This is a genomic window from Vibrio metoecus, assembly GCF_009665255.1.
In the GTDB taxonomy this organism is placed as follows: Bacteria; Pseudomonadota; Gammaproteobacteria; order Enterobacterales; family Vibrionaceae; genus Vibrio; species Vibrio metoecus_B.
Map to the genome: position 1 here is coordinate 2428330 of NZ_CP035686.1, position 13637 is coordinate 2441966.

At 46.4% G+C, this 13637-nt stretch carries 17 protein-coding genes; 2 read left to right on the forward strand and 15 right to left on the reverse strand.

Annotated features, from left to right (window positions below; translation table 11 throughout):
- Nucleotides 1-115 precede the first annotated feature (115 nt).
- The 11 genes from bfr to fkpA form a co-directional block, all read right to left on the reverse strand.
- On the reverse strand, nt 116-592 hold the full coding sequence (bfr, locus tag EPB59_RS11020) for a bacterioferritin (protein ID WP_055052194.1): 477 nt from the start codon (nt 590-592) through the stop codon (nt 116-118).
- A 69-nt stretch (nt 593-661) separates the two neighbouring features.
- A complete protein-coding gene (locus EPB59_RS11025) occupies nt 662-850 on the reverse strand; it encodes a (2Fe-2S)-binding protein (protein ID WP_055052195.1) in 189 nt (62 codons plus the stop codon).
- A gap of 304 nt (nt 851-1154) precedes the next feature.
- Nucleotides 1155-2339 (reverse strand): elongation factor Tu, encoded by a 1185-nt coding sequence (tuf, locus tag EPB59_RS11030; RefSeq protein WP_000031640.1) that lies wholly within the window; start codon nt 2337-2339, stop codon nt 1155-1157.
- 121 nt (nt 2340-2460) lie between these two features.
- Nucleotides 2461-4557, reverse strand: a complete 2097-nt coding sequence (gene fusA / locus EPB59_RS11035; protein WP_055034024.1) for an elongation factor G — start codon at nt 4555-4557, stop codon at nt 2461-2463.
- 75 nt (nt 4558-4632) lie between these two features.
- The gene (gene rpsG, locus EPB59_RS11040; RefSeq protein WP_001138050.1) at nt 4633-5103 is read right to left on the reverse strand and encodes a 30S ribosomal protein S7; all 471 of its coding nucleotides are present in this window, start codon (nt 5101-5103) and stop codon (nt 4633-4635) included.
- Between the two features lie 101 nt (nt 5104-5204).
- Entirely contained in the window at nt 5205-5579 is a 375-nt protein-coding gene (gene rpsL / locus EPB59_RS11045; RefSeq protein WP_000201237.1) for a 30S ribosomal protein S12, read from the reverse strand.
- Between the two features lie 185 nt (nt 5580-5764).
- Nucleotides 5765-6040, reverse strand: a complete 276-nt coding sequence (tusB, locus tag EPB59_RS11050; protein WP_154172740.1) for a sulfurtransferase complex subunit TusB — start codon at nt 6038-6040, stop codon at nt 5765-5767.
- Nucleotides 6041-6049: 9 nt separating this feature from the next.
- Nucleotides 6050-6406, reverse strand: coding sequence for a sulfurtransferase complex subunit TusC (tusC, locus tag EPB59_RS11055; RefSeq protein WP_154172742.1), 357 nt, complete (start codon nt 6404-6406; stop codon nt 6050-6052).
- Entirely contained in the window at nt 6403-6798 is a 396-nt protein-coding gene (tusD, locus tag EPB59_RS11060; RefSeq protein ID WP_154172745.1) for a sulfurtransferase complex subunit TusD, read from the reverse strand. Before tusD ends, tusC begins: the two co-directional genes overlap by 4 nt.
- Nucleotides 6795-7511 carry a helix-turn-helix transcriptional regulator gene (locus EPB59_RS11065; protein WP_000140990.1) on the reverse strand — a complete coding sequence of 239 codons (717 nt, stop codon included), beginning with the start codon at nt 7509-7511 and terminating at the stop codon, nt 6795-6797. Before EPB59_RS11065 ends, tusD begins: the two co-directional genes overlap by 4 nt.
- Before the next feature lie 207 nt (nt 7512-7718).
- Nucleotides 7719-8498 (reverse strand): FKBP-type peptidyl-prolyl cis-trans isomerase, encoded by a 780-nt coding sequence (fkpA, locus tag EPB59_RS11070; RefSeq protein ID WP_055030540.1) that lies wholly within the window; start codon nt 8496-8498, stop codon nt 7719-7721.
- Nucleotides 8499-8682: 184 nt separating this feature from the next.
- Between fkpA and EPB59_RS11075 the strand changes: the two genes are divergently transcribed.
- Together EPB59_RS11075 and EPB59_RS11080 are read left to right on the forward strand one after the other, a co-directional pair.
- On the forward strand, nt 8683-9618 hold the full coding sequence (locus tag EPB59_RS11075) for a WD40 repeat domain-containing protein (RefSeq protein ID WP_195707114.1): 936 nt from the start codon (nt 8683-8685) through the stop codon (nt 9616-9618).
- A 3-nt stretch (nt 9619-9621) separates the two neighbouring features.
- Nucleotides 9622-9849: a SlyX family protein gene (locus EPB59_RS11080; protein ID WP_001186809.1), complete on the forward strand. Its 228-nt coding sequence runs from the start codon at nt 9622-9624 to the stop codon at nt 9847-9849.
- A 30-nt stretch (nt 9850-9879) separates the two neighbouring features.
- Here the strand turns inward: EPB59_RS11080 and EPB59_RS11085 are convergent, their stop codons facing one another.
- Genes EPB59_RS11085 through hflX form a run of 4 tightly spaced genes read right to left on the reverse strand, consistent with a single transcriptional unit; the run spans nt 9880 to nt 13633 of the window.
- Nucleotides 9880-10068, reverse strand: a complete 189-nt coding sequence (locus tag EPB59_RS11085; RefSeq protein WP_055044470.1) for a DUF2065 domain-containing protein — start codon at nt 10066-10068, stop codon at nt 9880-9882.
- A 56-nt stretch (nt 10069-10124) separates the two neighbouring features.
- A complete protein-coding gene (hflC, locus tag EPB59_RS11090) occupies nt 10125-11105 on the reverse strand; it encodes a protease modulator HflC (RefSeq protein ID WP_055052305.1) in 981 nt (326 codons plus the stop codon).
- 2 nt (nt 11106-11107) lie between these two features.
- Nucleotides 11108-12298 carry an FtsH protease activity modulator HflK gene (gene hflK, locus EPB59_RS11095; protein ID WP_055052304.1) on the reverse strand — a complete coding sequence of 397 codons (1191 nt, stop codon included), beginning with the start codon at nt 12296-12298 and terminating at the stop codon, nt 11108-11110.
- A 45-nt stretch (nt 12299-12343) separates the two neighbouring features.
- The gene (hflX, locus tag EPB59_RS11100) at nt 12344-13633 is read right to left on the reverse strand and encodes a ribosome rescue GTPase HflX (RefSeq protein WP_000460369.1); all 1290 of its coding nucleotides are present in this window, start codon (nt 13631-13633) and stop codon (nt 12344-12346) included.
- Nucleotides 13634-13637 lie beyond the last annotated feature (4 nt).

Sequence of the window (13637 nt, forward strand, 5' to 3'; positions counted from 1 at the left end):
GGAATAGTACAGAAAGGAAGCAGCTTTAGCAAGGGAATTCTCTGGGGGAGATAGGAAACTCACAAGGCAGATAAGTTGCTGTCTGCCTTGTGATGTTGTACATCAGTCGTTCACGTTATTCTTCATCTACAAACTGAGCTTGTAAGTAATTTTGAATACCCGTCATGTCGATAAGCCCGAGTTGGGTCTCTAACCAATCGACGTGTTCTTCTTCATCTTCCAATATGCCATGAAATAGATCTCGCGATACGTAGTCACGCACTTTTTCAGCGTAAGCAATCGCCTCTTTCAGATCGGGAATGGCGGCTAACTCAAGTTTGAGATCACACTCCAACATCTCGTGCACATCTTCACCAATCATCAGCTTGCCGAGATCTTGCAAGTTGGGAATACCCTCAAGAAATAAGATGCGCTCGACAAGATGATCCGCGTGTTTCATCTCATCAATCGATTCATGATATTCCTTATCAGCCAGATGTTTTAAGCCCCAGTCCTTGTACATACGCGCATGCAAAAAGTATTGATTGATGGCAATTAACTCATTAGCAAGCACTTTGTTGAGATGCTGAATAATAACCGGATCACCTTTCATAACAGAGCCCTCCTCTTTGGCTCTATTAACTGTAGAACCAATTAGAAGAGAGTCAAAAAGTGTCTGCCACTAACTGGCCATTTTGAACTGGCTTATCAATGACTCCTCAATGATCTCTTTAGCTTGGCGTACACACTTACCGCACTGTGAACCCAGTGCAGTACAGCGTTTAATACCTTTGATATCCGTTATCCCTTGTTCCGCAACCAATCTCTTGATTTTTTTGTCTGAGACACCATGACACAAACAGACGTACATAAAACAACCTCAACATATCCACGCCACAAATATAAAGGAGAATCACTCCCATTTCTATTGCGTTTACTGTTTTATTCAGATCGTATGGTTATAAGAGAAGTAACAGGAGAGGTGGCCATATCGGTAAGAGATGGAAGAAGACAGCGGTTCACTGTCTTTTATTGAAACTAATAGGTTGTTTTAGCTATAAACGGAAAGAAGTGGCAACAGCAAAGATAGGTGAAAATGCTTATAACTAAAAATGAAAAAGGGAAGCCGAAGCTCCCCTTTTTCGATGCAGCATTGCGCGGCAAGATAAACGCAATTAAGCGATGATCTTAGCTACAACACCAGCACCTACAGTACGGCCACCTTCACGGATAGCGAAGCGTAGACCTTCGTCCATCGCGATTGGCGCAATCAGGTCTACAACCATCTTGATGTTGTCGCCTGGCATTACCATTTCTACGCCTTCTGGAAGCTCGATGCTGCCTGTTACGTCAGTTGTACGGAAGTAGAACTGTGGACGGTAACCTTTGAAGAATGGAGTATGACGGCCACCTTCGTCTTTTGACAGTACGTATACTTCTGATTCGAACTTAGTGTGTGGAGTGATTGAACCTGGCTTCGCCAGTACTTGACCACGCTCTACTTCTTCACGCTTAGTACCACGTAGCAGTGCACCAACGTTCTCACCTGCACGACCTTCGTCAAGCAGCTTACGGAACATCTCTACACCTGTACAGGTAGTTTTTACTGTGTCTTTGATACCTACGATCGCAACTTCGTCACCCACTTTCAGGATGCCGCGCTCGATACGGCCAGTTACTACTGTACCACGACCTTGGATTGAGAATACGTCTTCGATTGGCATCAGGAATGCCATGTCTACTGCACGCTCTGGCTCTGGAATGTATGAATCCAGTGCTTCTGCTAGCTCAACAATCTTCGCTTCCCACTGTGCTTCGCCGTTTAGCGCGCCTAGTGCTGAACCTTGGATTACTGGCAGGTCATCACCTGGGAAATCGTACTCAGACAGCAGCTCACGAACTTCCATCTCAACCAGCTCTAGAAGCTCTTCATCGTCAACCATGTCACATTTGTTCATGAATACGATGATGTAAGGAATACCTACTTGGCGACCTAGCAGGATGTGCTCACGAGTTTGTGGCATTGGACCATCTGTTGCAGCAACAACTAGGATACCGCCGTCCATCTGTGCAGCACCAGTGATCATGTTCTTAACATAATCCGCGTGTCCTGGACAGTCTACGTGTGCGTAGTGACGGTTTGGAGTATCGTACTCTACGTGAGAAGTATTGATTGTAATACCACGCTCACGCTCTTCTGGTGCGTTGTCGATTGACGCGAAGTCACGAGCTTTACCGCCGTATACTTTTGCAAGTACAGTACAGATAGCTGCGGTTAGAGTTGTTTTACCGTGGTCAACGTGGCCGATAGTACCAACGTTTACGTGCGGTTTCGTACGTTCAAATTTTTCTTTAGACACGATCGTGTTCCTTCCTAGTTATGATTCGCTTTGGGTAAACCATACCCAAGGCGCGCCAGAAATTGCTATTTTATGCGCCAACTCACGTTAGCGCAATAGATTCGTTATTAACCAACAACGGTTAACCACGTTCTGCGATAATTGCGTCTGCAATATTTTTCGGCACATCAGCGTACTCAGCAAACTCCATAGAGTAAGAAGCACGACCTTGTGTCGCAGAACGCAGATCAGTTGCATAACCAAACATCTCAGAAAGTGGCACTTTAGCGTGGATGATTTTCAGTCCCGCAGGGCCTTCATCCATACCTTCGATGATGCCGCGACGACGGTTTAAGTCACCCACTACATCACCCATCCAATCTTCTGGAGTGGTTATTTCAACTTTCATTAGCGGCTCAAGAAGAACAGGTTGTGCTTCAAGCGCACCTTTCTTGAATGCCATAGAACCAGCGATTTTAAACGCCATTTCGCTGGAGTCGACATCGTGGAATGAACCATCAAACAGGGTAGCTTTAACATCCAATACTGGATAGCCAGCTAACACACCGTTGTTCATTTGCTCCTCGATACCTTTCGCAACTGGGTTGATAAACTCTTTTGGAATCACACCACCCGCGATTGCGTCAACGAAGACAAACCCTTGACCAGGCTCAGCAGGTTCAATTTTCAGCCAGACGTGACCATATTGACCACGACCACCAGACTGACGAACGAACTTACCTTCTACTTCCGATTTACCACGAATGGTTTCACGGTAAGCCACCTGAGGTTTACCTACGTTACAATCGACACCAAACTCACGTTTCATGCGATCGACGATAATATCTAGGTGAAGCTCACCCATACCAGAAATCAGCGTTTGACCCGTTTCAGCGTCAGTCTCTACGCGGAATGATGGGTCTTCTGCGGCTAGTTTACCTAGAGCAATACCCATTTTTTCCTGATCGGCCTTAGAGCGTGGCTCTACAGCGATCTGAATAACTGGTTCAGGGAACTCCATGCGCTCCAGAATCACAACATGATTCGGATCACACAAAGTATCGCCCGTGGTGACATCTTTCAGGCCGATAGCCGCTGCGATGTCGCCCGCACGAATCTCTTTGATTTCATCACGCTTGTTAGCATGCATCTGTACGATACGGCCAAAGCGCTCTTTCTTTTGCTTCACTGAGTTGTAAACCGCATCACCCGAGTTAACCACTCCAGAGTAGACGCGAATAAAAGTCAGTGTGCCAACAAAAGGATCGGTAGCAATCTTAAACGCGAGTGAAGAAAACGGTTCGTTGTCGTCAGCGTGACGCTCAACATGGTTTTCTCGTTCATCAATACCTTTGATCGCAGGAACATCTGTCGGTGATGGTAGAAACTCAATCACGGCATCCAGTACCGCTTGTACGCCCTTGTTCTTAAACGCACTACCACAAGCTGCGAGAACAATTTCGTTATTGATGGTGCGCTGACGCAGAGCTTGTTTGATCTCTACTTCGCTAAGTTCACCATCTTCAAGGTATTTTTCCATCAACTCTTCACTGGCTTCGGCTGCTGCTTCCACAAGGTGGTTACGCCACTCTTGGGCAAGCTCAAGCATATCCGCAGGAATTTCTTCATAAGTGAAGCTCATGCCTTGATCGGCTTCATTCCAGTTGATGGCTTTCATCTTGATAAGGTCGATGACACCTTTGAACTCTTCTTCTGCACCAATGTTGAGTTGGATAGGAACAGGGTTCGCACCAAGACGATGTTTAATTTGGCCTACTACGCGTAAGAAATCTGCACCGGCACGGTCCATTTTGTTAACGAATACCATGCGTGGAACGCCGTATTTGTCAGCTTGGCGCCAAACGGTTTCAGACTGAGGTTCAACACCTGATGTGCCACAGAATACGACCACTGCACCATCAAGCACACGAAGTGAACGCTCTACTTCGATCGTAAAGTCAACGTGTCCAGGGGTATCAATGATGTTGATGCGATGTTCTTGGAATTGCGCTTCCATACCACGCCAGAAGGTGGTGGTAGCCGCAGAGGTAATGGTAATACCACGCTCTTGCTCTTGGACCATCCAGTCCATAGTCGCAGCACCGTCGTGAACTTCGCCAATTTTGTGAGAGAGGCCAGTGTAGAACAGAATACGCTCAGTAGTGGTTGTTTTTCCTGCATCTACGTGAGCACAGATACCGATGTTACGGTAGCGCTCAATAGGAGTTTTACGAGCCACGATTGTATCCTCTTACTAAGGTCAACCTTAGAAAATAGAAATGTGCTGCGAGAGAACCTCGCAGCACAGAAGGTATTACCAGCGGTAATGAGCGAACGCTTTGTTCGCTTCTGCCATACGGTGAACGTCTTCACGTTTCTTAACAGCAGAACCTTTGTTTTCAGCCGCATCCAGCATTTCAGCAGCCAGACGAGCAGCCATAGATTTTTCACCACGCTTACGCGCAGCTTCAACCAACCAACGCATTGCCAGAGCATTACGACGTACTGGACGTACTTCAACTGGCACTTGGTAAGTTGAACCACCTACACGGCGAGATTTAACTTCTACCGCTGGGCGAACATTTTCAAGAGCTTCTTCAAAAACAGCTAAGTGGTCTTTACCAGACTTCTCAGCCATAGTGTCTAGTGCAGTGTAAACGATTTTCTCTGCAGTAGATTTTTTACCGTCAACCATAAGGATGTTAACGAATTTTGCCAGCAGTTCAGATTTGAACTTTGGATCTGGAAGGATCTTACGCTGACCAATGACGCGACGACGTGGCATGGAATATTCTCCGTTGTCTTCTTCAGGTTTTTTCCAAAACTTTTCAGTTTTTTCAAAAAATTCAAATTAATTTAGTGTTTGGCCTTACTTAACGGATTCCATTAAGACTTAGGACGCTTCACACCGTACTTAGAACGAGCTTGTTTACGGTCGTTCACGCCAGCACAGTCAAGTGCGCCGCGAACAGTGTGGTAGCGAACACCTGGAAGGTCTTTAACACGACCACCACGGATCAGTACAACACTGTGCTCTTGTAGGTTGTGACCTTCACCACCGATGTATGAAGTAACTTCAAAACCGTTAGTTAGACGTACACGACATACTTTACGAAGTGCTGAGTTAGGTTTTTTAGGTGTAGTAGTATAAACACGAGTACATACACCACGCTTTTGTGGGCACGCAGCTAGTGCTGGCACGTTGCTTTTAACAACTTGCTTAGCACGTGGCTTACGAACCAACTGGTTAATAGTTGCCATTAACTAGCTCCTGATTTACTTAAAGTAAGCTTGTGAAAAATCTACCCCAACTCATGCAAACAGATTGCACAAATAGGGACGCAAAATTCTATGCAGCAGTGGGGGGTGTGTCAAGAAATATACAGATCTTTTTTGCTGATCCTACCGGACTGCTTATCCCCTTTGTAAATCCAGAAAAAACAGACCTACCATGTTATTGATTTTTCATGACTTATAGTCAATTCGACAAAATCACTCATGGTCGCAATAGTAATTCGAGCATCTATGTTTTTCAGCCAACCACGCGCTTGCAGATCTTCCTGCAAAACAGTCCAAGAGATTTGATCATTGAGGCTGATTGGATAAGGCGATTGAGCCGCTGCAGCATAAACGGCATTTTCAGTTAACAATACGGCATCACCCGGTAATAAATACGCGTTGACTAACGGGAGTTTTTCTAAGTGCTTAACAATATGTAGCATGTGAGCTCCTTAGAATGAGAGTAATTGATCATATTGGCGTAGACGCTGCGCCAATTTTTGAGCGGTAAGCACTTCGACCTCAATCAGTAGATCTTGCTCACTCAACCCCCAGTGCTGCAAACTCTGTTGGCAAACATAGCGCGCTTCAACATCGTACAGATCCAGCAACTTGAATGCCGCGATATAGTCACGACTTAGAATCACTTCTGGTTGCTGATTTTTCACGAGCTGCAACACGCCTTCGCCAACAAAAAACAGAGCTTGCTCGTCACTGTAAGCTGACGTGGCGAGAATAGCATCAAGCCCTTCTCGCCCTGCGGCTGTTCCATGCGGTGGAGTATGGAATACCCATGCAACTTTATTCAAAACTGCACCACCCTATCTTGTTCTAATAACGCTTGTGCGAGGCTACCTAACCCAGCCTGAGTGAAATGAGATGCGAGGTTATGGCTACTTAAACCGTGTTGTTGAGCCTCTTGCTCACTCACCACCCCACGACGTAGCGCCGCAGCGACACAGGTTTCAAGTTGCACGTTATGTGCTTGAGCGAGCGTTTGCCAGCCTTGCAGTAAGTCGAATTCGTCATTGGCTGGTACATGGGTTGCCGAACCATTCAGCACACCATCTTGATAAAAGAACACACTTTTCAACGTATGCCCTTTGGCTATCAGCATTTTGGCAAATAGATAGGCATTACGAGCTGATTGGGTGCCGTATTGTGGCCCGTTCACCACCAAGGTGTAATTGAGAGATTTCACTTCTCATCATCCTCAGTTTTGCGCTGACGAATATAGAGATAAACCGTGTGCTTAGAGATGTTCAGACGATCGGCAACACGGTTGATCGCATCTTTGATGTCGAAGATGCCTTTATCAAACAGCGCCATCACAATCTGACGGTTTTTGGTGTTGTTGGAGACCGATTTATCGCCATTGATTTCTTCGATCGTACGTTCTACGGTTTGATCCACCAACTCTTCAACATCACTGGCGAAGTTCACCGAAGAAGCCGCTTCTTGTGCTTCCTGGGTTGGCATGAAAGATTTCAGCACTTGTGAGAAAGGAGCATCAAGGTTGACGTTGATACACAACAAACCAATCACTCGGTTATCGCCATTACGGATCGCAACGGTGATCGACTTCATCAGTACGCCACCTTTGGCGCGCGTGAAATAAGAGCGAGAAAAGTTACGCTCAGATCCTTCAATATCACGCAGCATTTTCAGCGCCATGTCGGTAATCGGAGAGCCCACCTGACGGCCAGTGTTTTCACCATTGGCAATTTTGATCGCCGACGTGTTTAAATCTTCGAGCGAGTGAAGAACGATTTCGCAAAATGGACCAATCAGGCTTGCGATACCATCGACAACTGCTTCATAGGAACGCAAGATCACCTTATCGTGCTCGGTAAATGGCTTTACGTGCACCGATTCCATCTCTAGCAGTAAATCGACATTCATGGTTTCTGTCATTGTCACTGTGCTTAAACCTTAGAATGAAAAATCAACAAATTGCTGTAAGTTTATCAGAAAATTTTAAACCACGATTCTGCAATATTACCAACAAGTGATTTAGAACAAATTCTTATTAGGATCAGCGCATAGAAAAAGGCCTGAACACAGTCAGGCCTTAAGTGATTCATCTGCTCACAAAATACAAAGCAAGCTCTGAATGAACGATTATTGGGTAGCGTCTTTACCGTTTTCAATCTTCAGCAATTCCACTTCAAACACTAAGGTTGAATTCGCTGGGATCGTTGGAGTATCTTGCTCACCGTAAGCCAGTTCAGGCGGGATAACCAGTTTGAATTTTGAGCCTACTGGCATCAGCTGTACGCCTTCCGTCCATCCTGGGATCACACGGTTAAGTGGGAAAGTTGCTGGCTCGCCACGCTCATAAGAGCTATCGAATTGAGTACCGTCCGTCAATGTTCCTTTGTAGTGAACTTGTACGGTATCCGTGTCTTTTGGCTTATCGCCTTCAGCCGGAGTCATCACTTGGTACAGCAGGCCAGATTGTGTTTTCACAACACCTTGCTCTTTCTCAAATTGGGCGCGGAACTCATCTCCTTTCTTCTTATTTTCTGCGGCTTTTTCTGTCGCTTTCGCTTGCATGGTTTCAGCTACACGTTTATCTAAAGCCTCTAGTGCTGCGCGAGTTTCTTCTTCACTCATTTCTGGATTGCCAGCGAAAACATGTTGAATACCTTTCAGTACCAGATCTTTGTTCAGCTCAATGCCAATTTCACTTGGTTTTTCAATGCTAGTTTTCAGATAGTTGGCAAATGACACGCCGATTGCGTAAGCCGCTTTGTCATCTTCAGACTTAAACTCAACGGTTTTTGCTGTCGCGGTTTGAGCCGCTGGTGCCGTTTCAGTTTTTGGTGCTTCTTCTTTTTGACAACCAACCGCGAGCATTACTGTCGCAGCTAGCAGTGACACTTTAAAAAGTGATTTCATTGAGGTCTCCAATTATGAGGTATTCCTTTTGGCGTTGTGCACAAAAACCAGCAACTCACTGGTGCACAACAAAGAGTTGTACCAATATAGCGGTATGTTTCATGATTGTCTTTACACAACAAACGGATAATTAGACTTGATGCGAAGAATTTATCACTCACTCTGCTACTTACTTATCGTCTTCATGTTAAGCGGATGTTTTTTTGCTAATCAAGCAGAACAACGATGGGATTTAGCCCCTGAAGGTTCAACCGCTTTTGGTTTAAGCCGTGATGGCCGCTTCGCATTGATCTATTCCAAGCAGCAACAGTTGGTCCTGTGGGATCTCCAGCAAGACAAAAAACTGTCCGACTTAGGTGCGCAAGATCCGCAGGCCAACCCTGTTTCCAAGATCCGGATTGCTGACAATGGCCGCTACGCGATTACGGCGAGCCAAAACAACTTTGCAGTTTGGGATCTGGCTTGGACCCAAGCTAAAGGGCTTTGGTCGATTACTGATGGTCTGATCCGCGATGTCGATCTCTCCAGCGATGGCGAACAAGTGCTGTTAGGATTGACCAATGGCAAAGCTATTTACGTTGACTTAGTCAACGGAAGACGCATGGAGTTCCTTGCTCACCGTGAAAAAGTGAATTCAGTGGCACTCTCTCCGAATGGTCGTTATGCCTTGACTGGAGGCAATGATTATCACGCTTATCTATGGGATACCAAGACTGGGCAAATTCTTCGCCAATTTGATCATGAGCAACGCGTCAACCGAGTTGCGTTACAGAGAGAAGGGAAATTAGCCTTTACTTCCGATGATGGCAATCAAGCGCTGATTTGGGATTTAACATCACAGAATAAACCCATCCAACTGCGAAGTTTTAGGCGACAACTGGTTTTTTCTACCGCACGCTTTTCCGATGATGGTAAAAAGTTAATCACAGGTACACCATCAGGACTCGTTGAAGTGTGGAGCAGCCAAGATGGAAAGAAAATCGCCAGCTTTGAATCAGCAACCAAAAAAGATAGCGGACCTGCCCAAGCAGTCGTGTATGATGCCACCTTTGATGCCCAGCAGCGTGCCGTATCAGGTAGCTCAGCTGGTATCGCTCAAGCTTGGCGTGTGGAGAAATGACAAATGCAACAATTATCGCTAACCCAACTTCAAGAACGTATTGAAGACTTAGAGTGCAAACTCGCTTTTCAAGAGCAGACGATTGAAACCTTGAATGATTCTCTGACCCAGCAGCAGTTATTGATCACCAGAATGCAAGATCAAATGAAGTATGTGGTCGGTAAAGTCAGAAACATCGATACATCCAACCTCGCCGATCAGGCTCACGAAACCCCACCACCACATTACTAAACTGTCCAATGCCTACGTTAGCACGAGAACTCATCTAGCAAACACGTAGGCGATGACGGCCCCAGCAACCACCAAACACCCGCCGATACGGCGTAATTGATTGTCCGGTTGTAAACTCAATTGCGCCACCATCTGCCGCCATCCTCTCGGCGCCAATAATGGCCCCAAGCCTTCAACAATAAGCACTAAACCCAGTGCAATCCAAAGTGTCTGTGACATATTGACTCCAAATAACAAAGGCCCCTTACGGAGCCTTTTAAAAAGTGACGTTATGCTTACTTGGCTGCAGCGCCTTTGGCATTATTCATGTATTGGAAAAACTCACTTTTGGGATCCAACACCAGAATGTCATTTTTGCTATTGAACGATTTTTCGTAAGCGCGTAATGAACGCAGGAAGCTGAAGAACTCAGGATCTTTCTTGTAGGCATCCGAGTAAATCTTCGCCGCTTCTGCATCGGCGGTACCGCGAGTAACGCGCGCGGTTTTATCGGCCTCAGCAAGAATCGTGGCCACTTCAAGCTCTGCTTGTGCTTTGATGACTTCGGCTTTTTCACGGCCTTGTGAGCGGTGTTTACGAGCTACCGATTCACGTTCAGCACGCATACGGCGGTAGATAGATTCACTGATTTCATCAGGTAGGTTGATCTTCTTCATTCGGAAGTCGACCACGTATACCCCTAAATCCTTCATCGCACTTTCACGAGTATCGTTAAGCACTTCAGACATGATTTGATCACGCTGACCATCAATCTCAAGCGCTTCTTTCGCCGCTTCTGTGGTGACTTCAGAAGAATCTGAGTTTGCAGGTAATATCGCCACATTACGCGGGCCAGACACGATCTGCTTGATTTCACGCGCACCGATTTCAGAACGCAATACGTCAGTCACTTTACGCTCCAGTAGGGCTTCTGCGGTCAACGCATTACCACCACCGGTAGCCAAGTAGTACTGACCGAAATCGTCGATACGCCACTTTACGTAAGTATCAATGATCACGTCTTTTTTCTCTGACGTCACAAAACGATCTGAACGGCCATCCATGGTTTGAATACGCGCATCTAAGGTTTTCACACGGTCAAACAGTGGCATTTTAAAATGCAAGCCCGGTTCGTAAATCTTCGCCAGATCGTTATTGTCTTTCAACACTCGACCAAAACGGATCACGATGCCGCGCTCACCTTCTGGGATCACAAACATCGACATCAATAATGCTGCGACGATCAGAACAACAGTAGGGATTAATAACTTACGCATTCTTAGTATCTCCCTTGACGTGTAGTGCTACGCGACTGAGTATCAGTGTTCGTTTCTGTCGTTTGCTGTGACTCAAGCTCAATCTGATCATACGAAGATGACGATTTGCTCGGACGCGGCTCGGCCTTTTTACTGTCTTGACCGGCTAACTTATCAATTGGCAGATAAAGTAAGTTACCGCTCGATTCAGAATCAATCAGCACTTTCGAGGTGTTGCTATATACCTCTTCCATCGCATCCAAATAGAGACGATCGCGCGTCACTTTCGGCGCGGCTTGGTATTCTGGCAGCAGTTTTTCAAATTGAGCTACCTGACCGAGCGCTTCATTGATGGTGCGCTCATTATAACCTTGTGCTTCTTTCTTCAGACGCTCAGCACGACCTGTGGCTTTAGGCAAAATTTCGTTCTTGTACGCTTCGGCTTCACGAATGAAACGCTCTTCATCCTCACGCGCTGCAATCGCATCATCGAAAGCGTCTTTAACTTGCTCTGGTGGACGAGCCGATTGGAAGTTCACATCAACAATCATCAAGCCCATATCATAGCTATCAATGATTTGATTGAGTGTCTGCTGAGTGCTTTGGCGAATTTGCTGACGGCCACTGGTCAAGATGCTATCCATCAATGAATCACCAACCACTGCACGTAACGCAGAGTCAGTCGCTTGACGCAAGCTATCATCCGCATTTGTCACTTGATACAGGTACTTATACGGATCTGAGATGCGATACTGCACATCCATCGAAACGGTCACCACGTTTTCATCTTTGGTCAGCATCAAACCCGATGCACGCAGTGAACGAATGGCTTGTACGTTAACTGGGGTCACTTCATCAATAAAGCGTGGACGCCAGTTCAAACCAGGATCAACAATGCGGTCATATTTGCCAAGGCGTAGAACAACACCACGCTCTGCTTCACCAATGGTATAGAAGCCAGTGAAGAACCATATCGTAGCTGCAATAGCAGCAATCACGCTAAAACCGATGGCACCACCACCCGTCAGCGAAGGCCCTTTACCGCCTTTGCCACCAAATTTCCCACCCAGCTTTTGACTCAGTTTATTAAACACTTCGTCTAAATCAGGGGGACCTTGATCTCGGCCACCTTTGTTACCGCGATTGTTGTTCCCCCATGGGTCATTATCGCGGCCATTGTTGCCGTTATTATTACCAGGCTCATTCCACGCCATTAGAAAACTCCATCATTTGATATGACGTTATACTCTAGCAGTCCTTTAAGTAACTATAAAGTCACATAAATCTGCTTGCTCTCGTTTTTCTAGTCTAGCCCAATCGACCTGTTGCAACCGAACAGTGATCAGTAAATTGCCTTCCGGATCATACTCTTCCTGTTGAATGCAGTTCATTTGGAAAAATGTGCTACGGATACGCCCTTGATGTCGCGGCGGAATACGTAGATTGTGCTCCACCACTTGGCTTGCCAAACGCTCGCTCAATGCTTCAAAGAGTAGTTCAATACCAGTTCCCTGCATGGCAGAGATCCACACGACTCTTGGAACGCCTTCATCATCTCGTTCAATACGCGGAGCGTGCTCTTCCAGATTATCGATTTTGTTCATCACCAACAGGGTTGGGACTTCATGGGCATCGATTTCCTGCAAAACAGTCTCTACCGCTTGGATATTCTCACGAAAGCGTTCATCACTGGCATCAACAACATGTAACAAAATGTCAGCTTCTTGTGTCTCTTGTAACGTCGCTTTAAAAGCCGCAACAAGATCATGCGGAAGATGACGAATAAAACCTACCGTATCGGCTAGTACGGCTGGGCCGACATCCGCGAGATCGATTTTACGCAAGGTAGGATCAAGCGTTGCGAACAGCTGATCCGCTGCATACACGCCGGCTTCAGTGATTCGGTTAAACAGGGTTGACTTCCCTGCGTTGGTATAACCCACCAACGAGATGGTTGGAATTTCTGCACGGCTACGAGCACGGCGCCCTTGCTCACGCTGTTTGGCCACTTTTTCTAAGCGGCGCAAAATCGCTTTAATTCGTTCACGCAGTAAACGTCGGTCAGTTTCAAGCTGGGTTTCACCCGGCCCACGTAAACCAATCCCGCCTTTTTGTCTTTCCAAATGCGTCCAACCACGAATTAAGCGTGTCGAAATATGGCGCAGCTGAGCCAACTCGACTTGTAGCTTACCTTCATGGGTACGAGCACGTTGAGCAAAAATATCAAGGATAAGGCCTGTGCGATCAATCACACGACACTGGCACAGTCTTTCGAGGTTACGTTCTTGGGCAGGAGAAAGAGCATGGTTAAAAATCACCACGTTAGCACCGTGCATTTGCACAGCTTCGGCGATTTCTTGGGCTTTGCCCTCACCAACAAAATATTTAGGGTGAGGGGTTTGACGACTGCCTGTTACGACATGCAGTGTAGTCACCCCAGCGGAAGATATAAGCATTTTACATTCGCTCAGATCTTCCCACTCACCCCGTTGCGTGAAGTTGACATGAACAAGTACGGCTCGCTCACCGGCTTCATAACGGTCAAACAAGCGA